At 53.0% G+C, this 20885-nt stretch carries 23 protein-coding genes; 18 read left to right on the top strand and 5 right to left on the bottom strand.

The window, feature by feature from the left end; genetic code table 11:
- Positions 1 to 82: 82 nt before the first annotated feature.
- On the bottom strand, positions 83 to 2155 hold the full coding sequence (gene gyrB / locus CCALI_RS01265; protein ID WP_016481656.1) for a DNA topoisomerase (ATP-hydrolyzing) subunit B: 2073 nt from the start codon (positions 2153 to 2155) through the stop codon (positions 83 to 85).
- A gap of 260 nt (positions 2156 to 2415) precedes the next feature.
- On the opposite strand from gyrB, the gene CCALI_RS14600 reads away from it, so the two are divergent.
- The 4 genes from CCALI_RS14600 to CCALI_RS01245 are packed head-to-tail and all read left to right on the top strand — an operon-like array spanning position 2416 to position 5477.
- Positions 2416 to 3213, top strand: coding sequence for a phytanoyl-CoA dioxygenase family protein (locus tag CCALI_RS14600; RefSeq protein ID WP_016481655.1), 798 nt, complete (start codon positions 2416 to 2418; stop codon positions 3211 to 3213).
- Positions 3214 to 3218: 5 nt separating this feature from the next.
- Positions 3219 to 3791 (top strand): CDP-alcohol phosphatidyltransferase family protein, encoded by a 573-nt coding sequence (locus CCALI_RS01255; protein ID WP_016481654.1) that lies wholly within the window; start codon positions 3219 to 3221, stop codon positions 3789 to 3791.
- A gap of 22 nt (positions 3792 to 3813) precedes the next feature.
- Entirely contained in the window at positions 3814 to 4536 is a 723-nt protein-coding gene (locus CCALI_RS01250; RefSeq protein WP_016481653.1) for an endonuclease/exonuclease/phosphatase family protein, read from the top strand.
- Positions 4533 to 5477, top strand: coding sequence for a transglutaminase-like domain-containing protein (locus tag CCALI_RS01245; protein ID WP_016481652.1), 945 nt, complete (start codon positions 4533 to 4535; stop codon positions 5475 to 5477). The genes CCALI_RS01250 and CCALI_RS01245 overlap by 4 nt, the downstream gene beginning before the upstream one ends.
- A 324-nt stretch (positions 5478 to 5801) precedes the next feature.
- On the opposite strand, the gene CCALI_RS01240 is transcribed toward CCALI_RS01245, so the two are convergent.
- Together CCALI_RS01240 and CCALI_RS14595 are read right to left on the bottom strand one after the other, a co-directional pair.
- A complete protein-coding gene (locus CCALI_RS01240) occupies positions 5802 to 6191 on the bottom strand; it encodes a YtxH domain-containing protein (protein WP_016481651.1) in 390 nt (129 codons plus the stop codon).
- Positions 6192 to 6438: 247 nt separating this feature from the next.
- On the bottom strand, positions 6439 to 7002 hold the full coding sequence (locus CCALI_RS14595) for a YbjN domain-containing protein (protein ID WP_016481650.1): 564 nt from the start codon (positions 7000 to 7002) through the stop codon (positions 6439 to 6441).
- Between the two features lie 253 nt (positions 7003 to 7255).
- Between CCALI_RS14595 and ygfZ the strand changes: the two genes are divergently transcribed.
- The 13 genes from ygfZ (at position 7256) to fabF (ending at position 19052) form a co-directional block, all read left to right on the top strand.
- Positions 7256 to 8239: a CAF17-like 4Fe-4S cluster assembly/insertion protein YgfZ gene (ygfZ, locus tag CCALI_RS01230; protein ID WP_016481649.1), complete on the top strand. Its 984-nt coding sequence runs from the start codon at positions 7256 to 7258 to the stop codon at positions 8237 to 8239.
- A complete protein-coding gene (locus tag CCALI_RS01225; RefSeq protein ID WP_016481648.1) occupies positions 8236 to 9150 on the top strand; it encodes a DMT family transporter in 915 nt (304 codons plus the stop codon). Before ygfZ ends, CCALI_RS01225 begins: the two co-directional genes overlap by 4 nt.
- 156 nt (positions 9151 to 9306) lie before the next feature.
- Positions 9307 to 11409, top strand: a complete 2103-nt coding sequence (gene recG / locus CCALI_RS01220) for an ATP-dependent DNA helicase RecG (RefSeq protein WP_016481647.1) — start codon at positions 9307 to 9309, stop codon at positions 11407 to 11409.
- Between the two features lie 48 nt (positions 11410 to 11457).
- Complete coding sequence (gene coaD / locus CCALI_RS01215) at positions 11458 to 11946, top strand: pantetheine-phosphate adenylyltransferase (RefSeq protein WP_016481646.1); 489 nt, start codon at positions 11458 to 11460, stop codon at positions 11944 to 11946.
- A 28-nt stretch (positions 11947 to 11974) separates the two neighbouring features.
- The gene (locus CCALI_RS01210) at positions 11975 to 12661 is read left to right on the top strand and encodes a hypothetical protein (protein WP_155850439.1); all 687 of its coding nucleotides are present in this window, start codon (positions 11975 to 11977) and stop codon (positions 12659 to 12661) included.
- 12 nt (positions 12662 to 12673) lie between these two features.
- Positions 12674 to 13225 (top strand): YceD family protein, encoded by a 552-nt coding sequence (locus CCALI_RS01205; protein ID WP_016481644.1) that lies wholly within the window; start codon positions 12674 to 12676, stop codon positions 13223 to 13225.
- A 101-nt stretch (positions 13226 to 13326) separates the two neighbouring features.
- Complete coding sequence (gene rpmF, locus CCALI_RS16840) at positions 13327 to 13527, top strand: 50S ribosomal protein L32 (RefSeq protein ID WP_016481643.1); 201 nt, start codon at positions 13327 to 13329, stop codon at positions 13525 to 13527.
- 21 nt (positions 13528 to 13548) lie between these two features.
- On the top strand, positions 13549 to 14589 hold the full coding sequence (gene plsX / locus CCALI_RS01195; RefSeq protein ID WP_016481642.1) for a phosphate acyltransferase PlsX: 1041 nt from the start codon (positions 13549 to 13551) through the stop codon (positions 14587 to 14589).
- 31 nt (positions 14590 to 14620) lie between these two features.
- Positions 14621 to 15637, top strand: coding sequence for a beta-ketoacyl-ACP synthase III (locus tag CCALI_RS01190; protein ID WP_016481641.1), 1017 nt, complete (start codon positions 14621 to 14623; stop codon positions 15635 to 15637).
- A gap of 7 nt (positions 15638 to 15644) precedes the next feature.
- Positions 15645 to 16607 (top strand): ACP S-malonyltransferase, encoded by a 963-nt coding sequence (fabD, locus tag CCALI_RS01185; protein WP_044948754.1) that lies wholly within the window; start codon positions 15645 to 15647, stop codon positions 16605 to 16607.
- A complete protein-coding gene (gene fabG / locus CCALI_RS01180; protein WP_016481639.1) occupies positions 16604 to 17347 on the top strand; it encodes a 3-oxoacyl-[acyl-carrier-protein] reductase in 744 nt (247 codons plus the stop codon). Before fabD ends, fabG begins: the two co-directional genes overlap by 4 nt.
- A gap of 139 nt (positions 17348 to 17486) precedes the next feature.
- Positions 17487 to 17729 (top strand): acyl carrier protein, encoded by a 243-nt coding sequence (gene acpP / locus CCALI_RS01175; RefSeq protein ID WP_016481638.1) that lies wholly within the window; start codon positions 17487 to 17489, stop codon positions 17727 to 17729.
- A 78-nt stretch (positions 17730 to 17807) separates the two neighbouring features.
- Positions 17808 to 19052 (top strand): beta-ketoacyl-ACP synthase II, encoded by a 1245-nt coding sequence (gene fabF, locus CCALI_RS01170; RefSeq protein WP_044949443.1) that lies wholly within the window; start codon positions 17808 to 17810, stop codon positions 19050 to 19052.
- A 32-nt stretch (positions 19053 to 19084) separates the two neighbouring features.
- Here fabF and CCALI_RS01165 read toward each other — a convergent pair whose 3' ends face one another.
- Positions 19085 to 19933 (bottom strand): mechanosensitive ion channel family protein, encoded by an 849-nt coding sequence (locus CCALI_RS01165; RefSeq protein ID WP_016481636.1) that lies wholly within the window; start codon positions 19931 to 19933, stop codon positions 19085 to 19087.
- A 129-nt stretch (positions 19934 to 20062) separates the two neighbouring features.
- On the opposite strand from CCALI_RS01165, the gene CCALI_RS01160 reads away from it, so the two are divergent.
- Positions 20063 to 20590: a DUF5658 family protein gene (locus CCALI_RS01160; protein ID WP_044948752.1), complete on the top strand. Its 528-nt coding sequence runs from the start codon at positions 20063 to 20065 to the stop codon at positions 20588 to 20590.
- On the opposite strand, the gene CCALI_RS01155 is transcribed toward CCALI_RS01160, so the two are convergent.
- Complete coding sequence (locus tag CCALI_RS01155; protein WP_016481634.1) at positions 20587 to 20814, bottom strand: cold-shock protein; 228 nt, start codon at positions 20812 to 20814, stop codon at positions 20587 to 20589. The genes CCALI_RS01160 and CCALI_RS01155 overlap by 4 nt on opposite strands.
- Between the last annotated feature and the right edge of the window lie 71 nt (positions 20815 to 20885).

The raw sequence follows: 20885 nt of genomic DNA, 5'->3' as shown, positions 1-20885 counted from the left end.
TCCTCTTACCTGAGGAGCTGCTAGTAAACTTCAAAACCCGGAAAGCAAAATCCTGCTAATTTTCTAGTTTTATCGCAGCCAACTATCCGTGCCAGTCAACGTCAGTAACCTCTTTTGCATGCGCAATGATGAAGTCACGACGTGGCTCGACCTTATCGCTCATGAAGATATCAAACAGCTCGATAGCGGCAGTGAGGTTTTCCGAGTCGATCTGCACACGCGCTAATTGACGCTTATTGGGGTCCATAGTTGTTTCTGCGAGGTCAGCTGCATCCATCTCGCCCAACCCCTTAAAGCGTTGAACCACCACATCCTTGCGTCCTCGCAGCGACTTCAAAATGCGGTCTCTTTCGGCCTCATCTTTAGCATAGTACTGCTCGTTGCGTCCCACCTTAATGCGATAGAGAGGCGGCTGCGCCACATAGACATGGCCTTCTTCAATAAGCGGGCGCATGTAGTACCAAAAGAACGTCAGCAGCAGCGTTCGGATATGGTCGCCATCCACATCGGCGTCGCTCATAAGGATAATCTTGTCATACCGAAGTTTCGAGAGATCAAAACCCTTACCGTTTCCGTTTTTCTCCTCCTCGGTCTCTCCGTTATCCTCGTCGCCATAGGTGATGCCAGTGCCAATAGCGGTAATAATGGCACGTATCTCCTCGTTCTCCAGTACCTTATCTACTCGCGTCTTCCCAGCGTTCAACACTTTCCCTCGTAGGGGAAGTACCGCCTGCGTGCGCCTGTCGCGTCCCTGCTTTGCCGATCCACCGGCAGAGTCGCCCTCTACGAGGAAAAGCTCGCACTTGCTAGGATCGCGCTCGGTGCAGTCGGCCAATTTACCAGGCAGGGAATGCGCCTCTAAAGCGCTCTGACGCTTTACCAGCTCGGCTGCCCTTCGAGCGGCTTCACGCGCTCGCTGAGCGGTGAGCGCTTTCTCAATAATGCGCTTAGCCACTGAAGGGTTCTCCTCCAAATACTCCGCCAGCTTCTCGCCTACCACCGAGTTCACTGCACCCTCCACGTCCGGGTTGCTCAACTTGACTTTCGTTTGCGACTCGAACTGTGGGTGGTGAAGCTTCACCGAGATAACCGCAGAAAGCCCCTCACGTACATCATCCCCTGTGAGGTTAGGGTCTTTTTCCTTCAATATGCCGGATTTGCGCGCGTAGTTGTTGAGCACACGGGTAAGCCCTGTTTTAAAGCCAGAGAGATGGGTGCCGCCATCAGGGGTATTGATGTTGTTGGCAAACGTCAAAATCGTATCTTGGTAGCCCATATTGTACTGAATGGCTACCTCTACGATGATGGTATCGCGTATCCCGTTGAAATAGATGGGCTTATGCAGCGGTTCTTTTGTCTCGTTGAGGTGCTGTACGAACTCTGCTAGCCCTTTGGGATAATGAAACACTTTTGTCTCCGGCATGGGCAGCTTACCTGGCTCTACATCCGTTGGCAGATCGCGCTCGTTGGTGAAGGTTAAAGTGACGGTGGGGTTGAGATAGGCCAGCTCCCGTAGGCGACGCTCGATGCGCTCGGCATCGTACTGGTGCTTTCCGAAAATCTCTGGATCTGCGTGCCAACGCACCAGAGTGCCGTGCTCGCTGGGCTTGGCCGTGCCGATGACTTTTAGAGGGACGGTTGTGACGCCCCGTTCGAAACGGATGTAGTAAATCTTTTTATCGCGCCATACCGTCACCTCCAACCAATCGGACGTCGCGTTGACACAGGATACACCGACACCGTGCAGCCCACCAGAAACCTTGTAAGCTCCGCTATCGAACTTTCCTCCCGCATGGAGCCGAGTGAGAGCTAACTCTACGCCGGGCATATTGTATTCTCGGTTAATGTCCACCGGAAAGCCTCGGCCGTTGTCCCGCACGGAAACCGAACCGTCGGCGTGAAGGGTCACATCAATACGATTGCAGTAGCCTGCCAAAGCCTCATCAATGGCGTTATCGCTTACCTCCACAAAAAGATGATGAAGCCCCTTCGCATCAGTACTTCCAATATACATGGCAGGGCGACGACGAACGGCCTCCAGCCCCTCCAAAACCTGAATCTGATCGGCACTGTAGTTGCCCGTTACACGCCCAATTGCACTCAGCTCTTCCTCGGAAATAGAAAGGACCTTCTCCTCTTCCTTCTCAAGTGCCATGCACAACTCCTCTCACAAATTCTAGATCTTCGCAAGCACGAACATAGTATAGCATAAAAGTAGACAAAAGTAAATCTGTTCGTTTGTGCCACCGCATGGTGGTTCCCCAAGAAAAATACGCAATTATAGCGATTCAGATTAGCCAAAGGGAAAGGTTCCCAAAGAAGGATTTTCTCATAACCACCTAGAAATAGAGGAAAGCGTAACATCACTTTCAACACACTTCAAGGCTCGCTATCAAACCCTTGGTGAGGTTTGCCATGCAACTACACACATTGGAGATTGAGGAGGACGTATTGTCGGCATGCTCCGCGCAAAGCGTTCTACAGCACTTCTACGATGCCGGGCTCGTCGCTATCTCCGGGCTTTATACTCCCCAGCAGATCGCGCAGCTGGAAATGGCTTTTCAGAAAGCTCTAGAACAGCATATTCAGGCTCACGGTGGTCTCGAGCAGCTTAATAAGAGGGCATTCGGGAAAAATCATATCGGCTTTTTTCCACCGCTCCTCCCGCCCTTTTCCAATGTTGAATTCGTGGCGCATCCGCACCTCATCCCGCTGCTCGAATCGCTTCTGGGTGCCGATTTTATCTGCTGCTTCTACCATACCAACACGGCCTACCCAGGATCGGAGTTCCAACCCGTCCATCGCGATCACCCTCCCCTGTTTGGCACTTCACTACCAGTCCCCCATCTTCCAACACATATGGTGCTCAATGTTCCTCTATGTGACTTCACAGAAGAGAACGGAAGCACGGAGGTTTGGCCGGGAACGCATCTTATCGTAGATTCCCCAGCCCAAGCGACCGTTTCCTTAGAGACTCGCGCTGCAGCAATGCCTTCTATCCGTATGAACGTTCCGGCCGGCACTGCGGTGCTCAGAGACCTGCGCACCTGGCACCGGGGTATGCCTAATCGCTCCGCCCGACCTCGCGCCATGCTGGCCATCGTCTACCAGCGCGCTTGTACCCACGCGGAACCGGTTGTTATTCCTAAAACGACTTGGGACAGCTGGCCGCAACGGGTACGGCAGATCTTTCGCCGCAACCATGTCGAGTAGAAACAATGCGCCACACCCCCTATGTCCTTATTGTGTTGCGCGTGCTGCTCGGCCCCACCATCTTTTGGATAAGCCAAATCAATGTCCATTCCAGCTGGCTCGCATTAGCGCTCATTGCAGCTTTTCTATCCGATATTTTCGACGGAGTTATCGCCCGCCGACTCAAAATCGTGACGCCGGCCCTTCGCGTAGCCGATAGTCGTACGGATGCGTGGTACTTCGCTTGGATACTCATCACCCTCTGGCGAACGCGACGCCGACTACTGCAGCCTTACCTCCTCTGGATTGCGCTCGAGATTGGTCTCCAGATTTTCTCTTATCTCTTTGATTACGTTAAATATCGTCGTATCACCTCATTGCACGCCTATAGCGCAAAGGTTTGGGGCCTTACCCTCTTTCTGGCCATCTATACCCTCCTGATCTATCGAAGGGCCTTCCCTTGGATAGATATAGCCATTGGAACAGGTATTATAAGTTTTGTTGACGGTTTGGCGATAAAACTGCTTTTGCCGAACTGGCAGCACGATGTGCCGAGCTGTTTTCATGCCCACCGTCTACGCAGCTCTCGATCGGGCTGAAGATTTGAAGATGCTCTAACAGATGCGTATCGTTAGTTACAATGTGCATGGAGGTTTTGGAATAGATGGGCGTTTCTCTATCTCCCGTATCGCCTCCCATCTAAACCAGTTGCGAGCCGATATCATCTGCCTTCAAGAAGTGCACGCTTTCCTCCCCTCTTCTCGGCTCTCTAATCAGCCCCGCCGCCTCGCGCGTGAGCTTCAGATGCGCCTCTTTTTTCAGCGCTGCCTTGGCCTTTGCTTTTGGGGGTTCGGCAACGCAATTGCCTCACGCTGGCCTATTCAGGAGATTCGCTCCCATCGCCTCCCTTCTCAACGCGAACCACGCGGGGCGCTTGAATGCCGCATTCAAACCCCCGTTGGCCCCATTACCGTCTTCAATACGCACTGGGGACTTCAACCCGCTGAACGCCTCCGACAAGCGAAAACTTTATCGAACTATCTTCGGCAAACACCGTTTCCTTACCTGCTCTGTGGCGACCTCAACGACCATCCCGAATCGCTTGCCGTCCATCTTCTTCTAGAACAAACACGCCTCCACGACGCAGTCCTCCTATCTGCACCCTTCGCTACCTTTCCTGCACTTAACCCACAAGTGCGCATAGACTACATTTTTCACACACCAAACTTTCGCGTGCTCTCCACCGAACAGGTAATCTGGCTCGCATCCGACCATCTGCCCGTCATTGTGGACTTGGCCCTCATACCAGAAAAGAACGTCACATTCAGAGGAGTAGCCCCATGAAATCAAAAACCTTCACGTTCTGCTCCATAGCCCTACTAGCCCTTAGGATAGCATCGTCTGTCCGCGCTCAAAGCTTACATTCGCCAATAAACCCTACTGCGCTTACTACGCAGTTCACTGAAGCCATCACCCTGCAGTCACCATCCCTCCAAACCAAACAGATACGGCTTTGGATACCGATTCCCTCCGATAGTCCCCAGCAACACATTTCCCAGGTTTCCATCCACGCGCCGGTGCCCTACCGGATCACCCAAGAGAAGCTCTATCATAATCGCATGGCCTATCTCGTCTTCGCTCAACCCAATCAAAAACCCATTTCCATTGAGGTAAGCTGGGTTGTTACACGCCATTCTAACCCTCAATATCCAGCGCAGTGGCTTTCCGCGTTGGTAGCCGCTCAGTTGCTCCGTCCAGATCGGCTTGTGCCCGTCGGAGGATCCTACGCTGCCCTTGCCCTCCTACAAACCGCGTCTGCATCTACCCCTTACGATAAAGTTAAGGACATTTTTGACTATGTTACGCAACACTTTGAATATGACTACACCGATACCTCACCGGAGTATGGGCAAGGAGATGTGGCCTTCGTCTGCAGCTACAAAAAAGGCAACTGTTCCGATATTCACAGCGTGCTGGTAACCCTTTTACGCAGCCTCGGCATCCCGGCCTACATCGCCTTTGGATTTCCGCTCACCGGTATTCCCGCCCCGAATCCTCTTCCCACTGAAGGCATGATTGGAGGGTATCACTGTTGGGTTTGGGCGAACGTTCCTCACAAGGGCTGGATACCTATGGATGCCGCAGACGCGATCCGATGGCACGACCACGGTTACCCTCAATGGCAAACAAGCTTTTTGGTGCTCTCTACTTACCTCGCACCGCGGTGGATATGTCCTGTGGACGAGACATCGTGCTCTCACCCCCTCAAAAGGCCGGCCCATTAAACTACTTCATCTATCCCTATGCAGAGGCGGATGGCAAGGCCCTGCCGGTACACTGGCAGCTCCAATTTAAAGTTTTATCGAGCTTAGTCTCAGCGCGTTAGGCTACCCATTGCCCCGCTCTTCGCCATTTCAAATGCAACAAGAGAGGCCTATCGCTTCATCCATAGACCCCTTGGGAGGTCTGCAACCAGAGTCGGGAACGTCTTATAGACCTATAAAAGGATCACACATGAGAAAAGGGACTTGGTGCAACACCTAGCCCCTTTTTCTACAAAACCACCTTAGCTGACCAAAACAATACGAGTATGTGCTGTGGCAAAGGGCTTAGGCCTCTTCTTGAGCTTCAAGTGATGGCTGCGCCTCGGCAGATGTCGAACTACTTCCATCTTTGACCACAGCGCTTTGGATGCGCTGCTTCACCTCTTGCGCCGATGAAGCAACGTTTTCCACAAGGCTACCCCAGCGCTCTTTGGCGGTCTTGGCAATCTCTGTGGAGTAACCGCTAGCCTTTTCTTTCAGATCGGAGGCTTTACTCTTCAGTTCAACTGCTTTATCCGACGCCTTGCTCTTCAGTTCGTTGGCCTTTTGTGCAAGCTGCTTTCGAGTCTCGGCCCCCTCCTGTGGCGCGAACAGCAGCGCGATGGCCGCTCCTGTTATAGCCCCCAACATAAAGCAGGCGACATAACCACTCCAGTTGTTAGAGTCTTTGCTCATAATCTCACCTCCTGGCGAATCTCTCTCCAACCATACTCCTCTAACGAAACAGCGCGGCCTGCGTGATACCGCCCTATTTCCTTCTAGTATAAGCGAAATAGCTCTATTTGTCAATTGGAAAGGCTACTGCCCAACCGTTAAAAAGTGGGTTATCCTCATCTGCATGCAAAACACGGTCGAGAACTGACTTGCTGCCCTCGACCGTACTGAAACAACCCAAATGTTCAACATTACTCAATGTTCAACATTACTCCTCCGAGGTCGTATCCCCATCTGCCTCCTCAAGAAGATCGGTCTCCTCTGTTTCCGCCTCGTGCCCCTCTTCTGTCTCCTCATCGCCCGACAATAGATTGCTGACTATCGTCTGGAACTCCTCGTTCCGACTATCGGGATAGATGCCCGTCTGAATTAATGAAAGCAGACGCTCCCGCTCGTTCATGGCTACATGAGTGAGCGTGTACATACAGCGATGCACCTGGCCTGCCGTAAGCGGGCTATCTTCTACTGGCAGTTCGATGCTCACCGTAATCTCCCCATCCTCCGGATCTACCCCGAACTTCAGCAGCTTAAGAGTGCGATTCTGTTCCATCAACTTCATAAGTAGCGCCTCGCGGTTGCGAGCGGCATTCAAATTCAGGTAACAGGGAATAATAAAACGCACATACTCCCCATCCTCCGCCAACGTGATGTAAACGAGCATCTGCTGGTTCTGATGCACGAAAGGATAGAGCAGCATCTTCTCGTTATCTGTGAACACAGCAGCGTTCGCCTCTTTAAAGATGTCGGTTAATTGTCCAAGTGTAACAGCCATAGCTTGTTCAGCTCCTTTTTATTTCCTTCCGAGCCATCAAGAGAGGAGTGGTCTACCCCTATCTATCAAGACAGTTTTCAGTGCCAAAAAATTCCCAAAATCTACAAAAAGTTTGTGCAAAGCATTGTGCTCTCTTGATAGCTAGCGAATAGGCTTCATCCATTCTGAGTCTTTTTTCCGCGACCCCTGCGGATTCTACCTACAGACGTAAATGGACGCCTTCAGGTATCATCAATAAGGAGGGTAGAATAGGATGGAACAAAACTTGGATAGCTACCGTGCCGCTCGTCATCAGGCAGCATGGATAGATAGAACAGACCATATCGGCCTTCTTTGTGCCATCGGCAATGACCGCCTTTTGTGGCTTCAAGGGATGGTAAGCAACGACGTACGCCTCCTGGAACAGGGGACAAAACGTCTACAGGCCTGTATCTTAAATCCAACTGGACATGTGCTTACCGATCTGACACTTATTGCCATCTCCCATGGGCAACTACCTAACCTACCCACCTGCATCCTGCTCGATATGCCACGCGAAAATAGAGAGAAAATCTGGCGCCTACTCAATCGTTTCCTGATCACAGAAGACGTCGAACTCAGAGACGTGACTTCGCAACTGGCCTGCCTCTCTCTTCAAGGCCCTGCTGCAGCCCAGCAGCTCCAGCAACTGTCAATAGAACCATCCCTCATCGTCGAAGCCGACCATACCGGCAGCGGAGGCTTTGACATCTACCTGCCTATCGAAATGCGCCACACCGTTCTTCATTCGCTGGACATACCCATTCTGGATGAGCAAACCGTCGAGTTGCTGCGCGTTGAAGCCGCCATTCCGAAATATGGTGCAGAGCTTGATGAGAGCGTTATCGCCCTCGAGGCCAATCTTCGTCACACGCATATAAGCCTTACAAAAGGATGCTATGTCGGGCAGGAGATCATGGCCCGTATCGAATCAAGAGGCCACACGAATCGGGGTCTTATCGGCCTCGTCTTTTCTCCAGACGAAATTCCCGAACGTGGTGAAGTCCTATACCCCGCGGAAGAGCCTGCCCGTGAGGTCGGCCGCATTACCTCTGTTGCCGCCTCTTCGCCTGCTATGAGCCATCGTCCTATCGCCCTTGCGTTTGCCCGGCATGAATTTGCGCTGCCGAACACCCTCTTGTACGTAGGGCCATCGCGCAAAAAGGCGGTCGTCGTGCCTTTGCCTTTCATCTCCGCCCAACGAGGTCTTACAGAGTGAGTGCCGCTTCCGCAACGCAGCCCGTGGAGAGTCAATCGCATGAGATTCGGCTGAATGCGGTCCTTCAACTGGCACTCATCAATATTCTTTGGGGTGCCTCTTCCGTAGCATCTAAGACAGCGCTCATGGCTTTCGGGCCGTTTACACTTACTTTCGTGCGCTTTGCACCCGCGGGGCTTATTCTTCTCTTATTGGCACGCCTACGACGCCGGTTGCCCCCTATCGCTCGGGAAGACCTGTGGCTGTTCTTAGCGCTAGGTGGCATCGGCATTGCCGCAACTTACGGTATATTCTACTTCGGCCTTCAACGCACCACAGCAACCGATGCCTCATTGCTATTCGCGTGTGAACCTATCCTCATCGCTCTTTTCGGCTATCTCTTCCTCAAAGAACGGCTTAGCTGGCTGCAATGGACGGGCTTTTTAGTGGGTATTACGGGCATCTGGCTCATTGCCGGCCGCGCTTTAGGTGACTGGCTGGCGCTTGCTGGTCTTGCCTGCGAATGCTGCGTTAGCGTGCCAGCAAAGCGGTTGGCCATGCGCTATCCAGGTCTCTTAGTGGTGGCCTATGAAATGCTTATTGGGGCAGCGCTTATGCTCCCTCTTGCCCTGTGGGAGTGGCATCATCATCCGCATGAGGTCTCTCTACGCCCCCTTGCCGCTCTGGCCTTTCTAAGCCTTGTCTGCTCCGTGTTCTGCTACGGCATCTGGTATCGCCTTCTTTCACGGCATGCGATCTCCCAAATGGGAGTATTCATTCTTCTACAGCCTCTGCTCGGCCCTCTATATGGTCATTTTTTACGTGGCGAGACGCTTCGTACCAACACGCTTATCGGCGCGCTTCTCGTCTTCTGCGGCATCGCGCTTACCATCTATCGGAAACGTTCCTCCACAGACTCTCTCCGTGGTTGACTACTCTATCGTTAAGATAACTATTCTCCAACCCCACGTGAACACCTTTGGGCTTCCACCATGTCAACGACTAAAAAGCCCCAAATTGACAGCCCATCTCATGCTTTGTTACAATATCCTGGCAAGAGCCGCTACAAAGAAAGATAAGCCACAGCCATGTCCGAAAAAACAGCGTTCCCTCTTACCCTCGATACACCCCTTCAATATGTGAAAGGCGTGGGACCGCTCATCGCTCAACGATTAGCAAAACTCAACCTTCACACAGCAGGAGACCTCCTTCGCCACTATCCACGAAGATGGGAGGATAGAACTCTGTTTGCCCATGCCGCACAACTGCGCGGCGGCGAGTTCGTGACGCTCTGTGGGCTACCCCTCTCCGTTAGTACCACCCAGCCACGGCCTGGACTGTCCCTTACAAAAGCTCTTCTCGACGACCAGGGCGCGGCTGTCATGCTTGTCTGGTTTAATCAACCCTATATGGAGCAGGTCTTCCGCAAACTGATCACGGCAAAACACCCCGTCGTGGTCTACGGCCAGGCAAAACGCTCCGGTATGATCGTCGAAATCCAAAACCCAGAATGGGAGCCCCTAGACGAAACGGGCGACTCGCTCTCAAGTGGGCGCATCACCCCCGTCTATCCAGCTACCGAAGGGATAACCCAAGCACGCCTTCGCCGTCTCACTGATCACGTGCTGCGTGAATGCTTGCCGCTTATTGACGAGCCACTGCCGCCTGAACTGCGCCAAAGATACCGCCTCATAGAGCTACGCGAAGCTCTTCAAAACATCCACTATCCCACCACCTTTGAGGCTCTCGATGCCGCGCGCAGGCGCCTCGTCTTTGAGGAGTTCTTCTTCATGCAACTCTATCTTGCCCTCCAACGTCACAAACTCCACACAAACTCGCAAGGCATTCGCTTTCATGTCTCCCTTGAGAAGCTGCACCAATCGCTCCAAGCCGTCCTCCCCTTCCCTCTTACCAAAGCGCAACAACGAGCCATCGCGGAGATCGCTTCCGACATGAGCAGTGGTCATCTTATGAACCGGCTAGTTCAAGGCGATGTGGGCAGTGGCAAAACAATGGTCGCTCTCGCTGCTATCCTTATGACCGTACAAAACGGCTATCAGGCCGCCCTCATGGCTCCAACGGAGATTCTGGCGCAACAACACGCCATCGTGCTGCAACGTCTCCTTGCCCCCCTCCACTTACGTGTGGAGCTAGCCATTGGCAGTCTCTCAAAACGTGAAAAACAGGAGGTTTATGAACGATTGCGCACAGGGGAAAGCCTCATCGCCGTCGGTACCCATGCACTCATTCAAGAGGAGGTCGGATTCGCTCGTCTCGGCCTCGCTATCATAGATGAGCAACACCGTTTCGGCGTACTTCAACGTCGAGCGCTCTCTCGCAAAGGCGATCAACCTCATGTGCTTGTTATGACGGCTACTCCTATCCCCCGCACCCTTACCCTCACCCTGTATGGAGACCTCGACGTCTCCGTGCTCGATGAACTGCCGCCAGGACGAAAACCGATTACGACTCACTGGCGAAGCCGCTCCAAACGCGAGCAGGTTTACGCCGCTGCGGAACGTCTGCTTTCAGATGGTCGTCAAGCCTATATCGTCTGCCCTCTCATCGAAGAGAGCGAAAAACTAGAAGCACAAAGTGCCGCGAAGCTCTATGACTACATTGCCAACAAAGTCTATCCTCATCGAAGAGTAGGGTTGCTACATGGCCAAATGCCGCCATCGGAAAAGGAGCAGGTCATGCTGCGGTTCAAAGCTCACGAGCTTGACGTGCTTGTCTCTACCACTGTTATCGAAGTAGGAATAGATGTTCCCAACGCTTCCATTATCATTATTGAGGATGCCGACCGTTTTGGGCTAGCTCAGCTGCACCAGCTACGCGGTCGCGTAGGCCGTGGAGAATATCCTTCTTACTGCATTCTTCTTGCAGACCCCAAAACTCCCGAAGGCAAGGCTCGTATGGAGATCATGGTAAAAACCTGCGACGGCTTCCGCATCGCGGATGAAGATCTGCAGTTGCGCGGGCCCGGTGAGTTCCTTGGCACAAAGCAAAGTGGCCTACCCAACCTTCATATCGCCGATCTCTTAGCAGACCGTGACGTCCTTGTTGAGACGCGTACCGCCGCCTTTGAACTTGTAAAACAAGACCCTACCCTCTCTTCTCCTCAGCATCGTACGCTGCGAGAAGCCCTCCAGCGAATGCACACACATCTTGAACTCGCCTCTGTAAGCTAACATTTTCTACGTGTTTGTAGTACAATATAAAAGAAAAAGTGGCACTTTATGACTTTAGCGCTTGTGCCGGGGAGCTTCGACCCCGTTACCAATGGGCATTTAGATATCATCCAGCGGGCCGTTGAGCTTTTTGATGAGGTACGTGTGGTTGTCGCTCGCAACAGTTTGAAGACACCCCTCTTCACTGTGGAGGAACGGCTCGAAATGTTGCGAGAGGTGTGCGCTCCTCTTGCCCGTGTGACTGTAGACTCTTTTGAGGGTCTTCTGGTAAACTACGCTTTGGAATGCGGTGCCACGGTGATCGTAAAGGGGCTGCGCTTCGTCTCAGACTTCGAGTATGAGCTGCAAATGGCGTTGATGAACCGCCGTCTCAATAGCGCCATTGAAACGGTCTTCTTGCCTACCGGTGCCCCCTATTCCGATCTAAGCTCGAGCATCGTTAAAGAGATCGCCCGCCTCGGCGGGTCGGTGGAAGGATTGGTACCCGAAATTGTCCAACAACGTCTCCGAGAAAAATACACCATCCAGAGCACCTGAGACCGCAAGCGCGGCAGCGCAAAACGAAATGCCGAAGCCAACGCCGCAGACGGCACGACCACTTGAAGGGGCCCCACAGTTCGTGGCCCCAACAAGAGGGAATATGGACATCCTCAAGCTCCTTTCAGAGCTTGAGGATATAGTGGATCACGCTCGACGCGGCCCTATGGGCATCCTAATCGGGTTTTCAGAGGAGCGCTTTCACATAACCCTTATGAAAATTAGAGCGAATCTGCCCGAAGAGGTGAAACGCGCCGCTAATATAGCCCAACAACGAGAACAGCTACTCGAAGAGGCCCGCCAACAAGCCGAGCGCATCCGACAAGAGGCGAGAGAAAGCCTTTTAGCGGAACAAGAGCGGAGACAGAATGAGTTGGCGCAAATGCGCCTTAAAATGCAACAAGAGCTCGAAGAAGAACGCAAGAGATTAGAAAAAGAGGCCCTGAAAATTTTGGATCAGGCGCGTGAACAGGCGCACCAAATTCTTAAAGAGGCGGAGGCGCGAGCGGCTCACCTTATCACAGAAAGCGTTATCTACAAAGAGGCTGAAAAACGCGCCCAAGCCCTTCGGCTCGAAGCGGAAAATGATGCCGCTGCTACCCGACACGGTGCCGATGAGTACGCCAAAACCGTGCTGAGCAGCATGGAAGAGGTGCTCCAACGCGCCTTGTTACAAGTACAAAAAGGAAAAGAACTGCTTTCTAACTCAAAATAACGGAGAGCTTCTATGCGCCTCGATATCTCCGAGATTATAAGAGAGCCAGGCAAAAGTGCCCACTACACGGTGCATGAACCGCCCCTGGTGGATGAAGATATCGAATGTACGGACGATATCATCGGACAGTTGGATTTTATCAATACGGGCGATGCCCTTCTTCTACGTGGAAGCTGCGATACATGCGTGATGCTGCCCTGTAGCCGCTGTTGCACCTACTACCAACAGCCGGTTTCGCTCGTCATTGAAGAACAGTTCGAACTTCGAGCCATCTCTACCGGGCCACGCTCCCTACCTCATATCGTCGTGGTGGAAGAAGATGAAAGCCCCATCGCCGGTAAACTGTTCGATGGCAATGTGTTCGACCTTACGGAAATGCTCCGCCAGTATATTCTGCTGAACCAGCCGACACAGCCCTTGCCGCCTCAGCACAAAGACCTGTGCTCCTTGTGCCATCGTCGGCCCGAAGAGGCGCTAGCCGAACTTCGTTCCGAACAGGATATCGAACCCAGCGGCCATCCAGCGTTTGCTCGCCTGCGAGAACTGCTTGAAGAGCAACCCTAACGCAACACCGAACCTGTAATGGATGCTCCTCTATTGGGGTAGAATCCTTTTTTATGTGTGTAAGTATGAAAATTAGAAACCAGTGAAAGAGAGGTGTTTTTATGGCGTTACCAAAACGACGTCATTCGAATCAGAGAACCCGTAAAAGACGAACCCATTACAAGCTGGCACATAAGCTTGCTATAGTGCCTAGCTTTGAGCAACCTGGTAGCTATACCCTTCTACATCATATAGACCCTGATACGGGGCGCTATCGCGGTCGTACTGTTTTTGAGACGACGGATAAACCTCAGAATAAGTAGGATAGGAAACGCTCCAAAAATATGCCCGTCGCGAAGCGGATCGCTGTTGACGCAATGGGAGGAGACCGCGGCCCAGCGGAGGTTGCGCGCGGAGTCTATGAGGCTGCACTCCATTCAACATCTCATTTCTACCTTGTAGGCCATCCGGACGTGCTTCAACAGGAGCTGAAAAAGTGGCATAACCGCCCCAAGAACATCGAGATCGTGCCCGCCTCCGAAGTCATCGAAATGACCGACCAGCCCGCTGTGGCGTTTCGCAAAAAGCCTGATGCCTCAGTGGTCATCGCAGCCCGCATGGTTCATGAGGGACAGGCAGACGCGCTCGTGACCATCGGAAATACCGGGGCCGCGATGGCCGTCGGCCTCCTTACCCTAGGCCGCATTAAAGGGATAGACCGACCTGCTATCGCCACCCCGCTCCCCTCCCTAACAGGTGGCACTGTCATTCTGCTCGATGCTGGCGCAACGGTGGATTGTGATCCGAATAACCTCTATGAGTTCGCACTGATGGGCAGTGCCTATGCCGAGCACGTGCTCGGCGTAACAAAACCCCGTGTGGCGCTTCTCTCTAACGGTGAGGAGATGAATAAAGGCAATACGCTTGTTAAACGAACCCATCAGCTGCTTTTAAGCGCATCCCAAATGGAGGCACCCTTTGAATTCGTAGGTAATGTAGAAGGACGCGATCTGTTTAAAGGCCAAGCCGATGTGGTGATCTGCGACGGATTCACAGGCAACGTGTTACTGAAAACAGCCGAAGGGGTCGCGGAAATGGTTCTTTCGCTTATTAAACAGGAGCTAGGCCGACACATCTGGATGCGCCCCCTCCTGGCACCCTTTCTGCCTGCCATGCGGCGCCTGCGCACCCGTATAGACTATGCAGAGCGAGGGGGTGCCCCTCTTTTAGGCGTCAACGGAATCTGCATCATAGGGCATGGACGCTCCACCTACTATGCGGTGGCCAATGCCTGCCGTGCAGCAGAAAAGGCGGTGGAACATAATATCGTAGAGGTTATCCGGTCGCGCGTATGCAAAGCTCCTTTAATGCCTCCAGCCACTTGAGAAATTTACTGGAAAGACGAGTTAAAGCCCGATGAGTAGTCCCCTGATCCCTACAAAAGAGTGCTTGGCCGCCATCCTCGGATTGGGAATGTGCGTGCCTGAACGCGTTCTCACAAACGATGACCTAGCCCAAATGGTAGATACAAGCGATGAGTGGATAACCTCCCGAACCGGCATTCGTCAACGCCACATTGCTGAGGAAAACATAACCACATCTGATCTTGCTGCAGAGGCGGCCAAACTTGCACTCGCGGATGCAAATGTCCACCCAGATGAGCTTGATCTCATTCTTTGCGCCACAGCAACCGGAGACTACATTTGGCCGGCTACCGCCTGCGTGGTGCAACGAAAAATAGGAGCCTACCGGGCGGGAGCTTTCGACCTCTCCGCCGCTTGTGCCGGCTTCTGTTATGGTCTGGCGGTCGCAGGGGCCTTCATTCAAAGCCACGCTGCCCAGCGCATCCTGCTCATCGGAGCCGATGCCCTCTCAAAACACGTTAACTGGAACGACCGCTCCACCTGTGTTCTTTTCGGAGATGGGGCAGGAGCCGCTGTTTTAGGCCCCAACGAGAGCGGCCAGGGTGTACTTACCTCTGTACTCGGTGCTAACGGCGATGGCCTCGAAATGGTGTGGCTTCCCCACGGTGGCACCCGTAGCCCATTAACCCCTGAACTTATAGAAAGCTCCCAAAATAAGCTCATCATGCAAGGCCGAGAGGTCTACCGATTTGCGGTGCGGGTTATTCCTGAGGCTATCCAACAGGCGCTTCAAAAAGCCTGCCTAACCCCTAGCCAAGTGGATTGGCTGGTTATGCATCAGGCGAACATACGCATCGTAGAGGCCGTTGCCGAACGACTTCACATTCCTAAAGAGCGCGTTTTTATCAACATCGACCGCTATGGAAATACCTCCGCGGCTTCAGTTCCTATCGCCCTCACCGAGGCCGTACAACAGAACCTCCTTAAACCAGGCCAGATCGTGGTGACAGCAGGCTTTGGCGCAGGGCTTGCTTGGGGGGTTAACATCATTCGGTGGAACGCAAAATAGAACCGCCATGAGTAAAGTCGCATTTCTGTTTCCAGGTCAAGGCTCCCAAAAGGTTGGCATGGGGCGCTCGTTTTACGAAAGCTTTGCTGAGGCTCGTGCGCTTTTCGAGCGGGCAAATGCCCTTCTCGGATTTCCGCTTAGCGATCTCTGCTTTGAAGGCCCCGAAGAGGTGCTGAAATCTACCGAAAATGCACAGCCCGCGCTCTACGTTACAAGCTATGTCGCCTATCGTTGTCTACAATCCCTCTGTCCGCGTCGCCCGGATGCCGTGGCAGGTCATAGTGTGGGCGAATATGCAGCTCTTGCCGTGGCAGAGGTCTTTTCTTTCGAAGATGGCCTCCGACTTGTCCGCCGCCGTGGAGAACTGATGCGTGATGCCTCTCGAAAACGCCCGGGCACCATGGCGGCTCTCCTCGGAGCCACTCTAGATATGGCTCGAGAAGTCTGCCTCGCCGCTCGAGATGCCGGCATCGTCAGCGTCGCTAATGTGAATGGTGCCGGACAGATCGTCATCTCCGGCGAGCCTGCTGCAGTGGAGAAGACCGCTCAGCTCGCAAAAGAGCGCGGGGTAAAGCGCGTCGTGCCCTTAGCCGTGTCAGGCGGCTTCCACTCGCCCCTCATGGTAGAAGCCGGCGATGCCCTCTATAACGATATCGCCGCCGTGCCACTTCGAAAACCTACTATTCCTATCATAGCGAATATCAACGCCCGCTATATCGAACAGCCAATAGATATAGTCTCCGGCCTCACTATGCAGGTAAGCGGTAGCGTCCTGTGGGAACCCTCTATGCAGCGCCTCGTTCAAGATGGTTTCCGTATCTTTATTGAGCTTGGCAGTGGTGAAGTGCTCACTGGCCTCATGAAACGCATTGCTCCCGATGTCACAGCGTTAAGCGCCTACGATGCACAAACTCTCTCCAAAGTTGCGGAACTGCTAGCCCACTTCGTACAGTCTGGAGTCAACGAATGAAACTACAAAATCGCGTCGCTATCGTCACTGGAGCCAGCCGAGGCATAGGTAAAGCGATTGCCCTTGAACTCGCTGCCGAAGGAGCAAAAGTGGTTATTAACTACAATCGCAATGCTGCCTCCGCAGAAGAAACCGCGAGAGTGCTCCTAGAGAGCGGAAAGGAGGCCTTTGCCTTCCAGGCAGACGTTGCCGACGCTTCTCAAGTGGAAAAACTGGTGCAGAGCACCATCGAACGCTTCGGCAGAGTAGATATCCTGATCAACAACGCGGGGGTCACTCGAGATAAGCTCGTCATGCGCATGAGCGAAGAAGATTGGGATGCTGTGCTGAATACAAACCTTAAAGGGGCCTTTCTCTGCTCGCGTGCGGTGACTCCTATCTTTCTTAGACAGCGCAGCGGCGTCATCGTTAACATTAGTAGCGTGATCGGTAAAGTGGGCGGGCCGGGTCAAGCAAACTATAGCGCATCGAAAGCGGGGCTGATTGGTCTGACAAAATCTCTGGCAAAAGAGCTAGGCTCTCGTAATATCCGCGTGAATGCCATCGCTCCAGGCTTTATCGAAACCGAAATGACCGACGTGCTGAAACCCGAACAACGCGAGGCAGCACTAAAACAGATACCCTTGGCGCGATTTGGAGGCAGTAGAGAGGTCGCACGCGTTGCGGTCTTCCTCTGCTCGGACGATGCTTCCTATATCCATGGTGAGGTCATCACCGTGGATGGTGGACTGTATATGTGAGTACGCACGATGCCTCAGGCGTGCTACAATAACCTAGTGTGGCTTTCTCAGAACGAGATGAGCACACTTGCTAAATATCACCATTTAGGAGAGAATTCCTTGTACAAGAGAATACTTACCTTAGGAGGACGAAGATAACATGTCTACAACTTTCGATCGTGTGCGTAAGGTGCTGCTTGATAGACTTGATGTCACTGAAGAGGAGATCGTTCCTGAAGCCTCTCTGGTGAACGACCTGAAAGCCGACTCTTTAGACGTGATGGAGATTGTGCTTCGTCTTGAGGACGAGTTCACCATAGATATCCCCGACGAAGATGCCGAAAAGATTGTCACCGTTCAAGACATCGTGGACTACATAGACAAAAAGGCTGCAGCCTCATGAGCCATCGCTCGATAGGCTCCTATTTTAGCAAGCTTTTGCATAGGAGTGGTTATGCAAGCGCAATCTCATAACCAGAGCGTGCCAAGGCGCGTGGTGATCACGGGTATCGGCGCCGTGACGCCCCTTGGGCATACTGCAGAAGATACCTGGAGAGCTTGCCTGTCCGGCTGCTCCGGCGTCGGCCCCATCACCTTCTTCGATGCCAGTGGCTACAGTACGCGCATAGCCGCCGAGATCAAAGACTGGGATCCTTCCCCTTACTTCGAGTCCCGAAAAGAGGCACGTCGACTGGATAGATTCGTCCAGTTTGCCGTTGCGGCCTCACGTATGGCCATCGAAGACGCTAAACTGGAGATCACCCCAGACAACAGCGAGCGTGTAGGCGTCTATATTGGCTCCGGTATCGGCGGTCTAGCAACTCTCGAAGAGTGGCACAAAACGTTGCTAGAACGCGGCCCCGATCGCATCACACCGTTTCTCATTCCCGCGATCATCTGCAACATGGGAGCTGGAATGGTCTCGATCCTTACCGGTGCCCGTGGGCCGAACTCCTGCATTACCACCGCCTGCACCACAGGTCTGAATAACATCGGCGATGCTTACGAGCTCATCAAACGTGGCGGTGCCGACGTAGTGATCGCAGGTGGGGCCGAAGCCGCCATCACTCCCCTCGGCATTGCGGGTTTCTGCGCCGCCAGAACCATGTCTACCCGTAACGAGGAACCTACACGAGCTAGCCGACCCTTTGATGCGCAACGCGATGGCTTCGTCATGGGAGAAGGGGCCGGCATCGTGATACTCGAAGCGCTCGATTCGGCCCTGGCTCGTAACGCCAAGATCTATGCCGAAGTAGTCGGCTACGGGATGTCCGGTGACGCCCATCACGTTACAGCTCCTCCTGACGATGGCAACGGGGCCATTCGCTGTATGCGCGCCGCACTCAATGAGGCTGGGGTCAAACCAGAAGAGGTAGATTATATTAATGCCCATGGCACTTCGACCGAGCTAAATGATCGCATAGAGACACTCGCTATTAAAGCGGTTTTTGGAGAACATGCCTACCGTATACCTGTCAGCTCAACAAAATCTATGACCGCTCACATGGTGGGTGCTGCCGGTGCCGTTGAGACGATCTTCTGCGCTCTCGCCATACGCGACCGCATCGTTCCACCCACCATCAACTACGAGTATCCCGATCCCAACTGCGATCTAGACTATGTTCCAAACAAAGCTCGGCCGGCCGACGTGAATATCGCTCTCTCAAACTCATTCGGCTTCGGCGGGCATAACGGCTCTATCCTTCTTAAAAGGTATAGCCACTAGCAGAGAGGCGCCTCCAAGCTTGGAGGCGCCTCTCAAGCTAAAGCGATACCAGCCTCAATGAATGCTTCCCGTAAAGCACCCCGCAAGCGCATCTGCTCTGTTGAGAGATGAATGGGGTCTGTTGCCAAACTTACTCGAATCGTCATCGAACTTGCAGAAAAGGCCATAATACCCTCCAATGTAGGGGCTTTCTTCAGTACGCTGCCCGGTGCCTCCACAAGCTGCTTCCCTATAGCCTCAACTACCTCCATAATCTTTTGCAAATCCGCGGAAGCAGCTACGTTGATCTCCACAAAGTCTACAATGGGATTACGCGATAGGTTCGTTACCGTTCCTATGTCCCCGTTGGCTATCATGTAGATGCGTCCGGAATTATCCACAATGCGCGTTACGCGCATGCCTATATTTTGCACCACTCCGGTTACTCCGGCAATTGTTACCATCTCTCCTACCATAAATGTATTATCTACAATGATAAAAAAACCAGAGATCATATCCCGTACCAACTTCTGAGCACCAAACCCTATCGCTAGCCCAATCACGCCGGCCGCTTCAATAAACGGAATGATGTTCACCCCAATCGCTTTCAGGATCAACACACCGAAGATGAAAAAAAGCAGATAGCTTAAAATGCTGCGCGCCAATCCCTGCAGGGTTTTCATACGTCCCAGCCCAGCTCCATCTGGGTGATGACGTACGATCCGCGCCATACCTCCATCTACGATACGAAACAATACGCTGCGCAGCACAAAATAGAGAAAAATAAGTACGACTACTTGAATTAAGGCCTCTAAGCCTCGATTCACGAACAGATGCCAAATGTTTTGCCAGTAGACCGGATCCAGATATCTTCCCAGCTTATGCTCTAGCGTTAAGGGCATGTCTCCTCCTCGCTTCAAAGATTTCCGCTTTTAACAATACCCCGCGAACTCTACAGGAATCGAGTCGTCCATCCGAATATCAAACAACACTCCCGCTAAGACGAACGACACAAAAGGGGGAAATCACGGTTGAGATCGGAGAAAACACAAAAACAGCGATTCACTGTCGAAAGCTGGCTCATGGCTCTTATTGGCCTAGCCGACCTTGGCAGTACCATCCTGTTTATAGAACGACATGGCGCGCAGGAAGCGAACCCCATCTTTCGCCATTTCTGGGAAATGGGGCTAGGAGCCTTTATTGTGGCTAAGCTCGTCTGCCTTATTGGGCCTCTACTTGTCATGGAGTGGGCGCGTCAGCGCCATCCGCTTTTCGTTACGGGAGCCCTACGCATCGCTATCGTCGGCTACCTTGCTCTTTACGGGGTAGGCGTGCTCCATCTAAACCACACAGCGAAAGCGGACATTCCCCTTGCAGCGAACGATCCTTCTGCGCTCCAACTCGATTATCTTAGCCAGCAAATGGCCATAAAGGTACAGATGATCGCACAGAGAGCCCATAAAACGCGGTTTGCACGTCCCCCACAACCTGCAGATGCCGAATTTTGTTTGCGTCCTGCCCCGCCTATCGTCAGAGGCAGGACGCCCTTCTTACGCTAGGCTTGGCTCGGTTCATCATCCTCAACTCTGGGGATTACACGGGTGGCGAGTCGGCCTTTCGGCCCTTCCGTTGCCTCGTAACGTACGAGTTGTCCCTCTCGTAACGTTCTGAACCCTTCCATCTGAATCACCGAGTAGTGCACGAAAACATCTACTCCGTCTTCGGCAACGATAAACCCATAGCCCTTAGCGTTGTTAAACCACTTTACTTTGCCCAAAAGCATATTGTCTGGTACTCCTAAGACCTGCACAACTTTCAGTGCGGACTCCCGGAGCGTCAACAACTCACGTTCAC

The sequence above is a fragment of the Chthonomonas calidirosea T49 genome (assembly GCF_000427095.1).
GTDB classification, from domain to species: domain Bacteria; phylum Armatimonadota; class Chthonomonadetes; order Chthonomonadales; family Chthonomonadaceae; genus Chthonomonas; species Chthonomonas calidirosea.
Note: the sequence above shows the minus strand (reverse complement) of the source record. Positions and strands in the feature narration are given on the sequence as shown.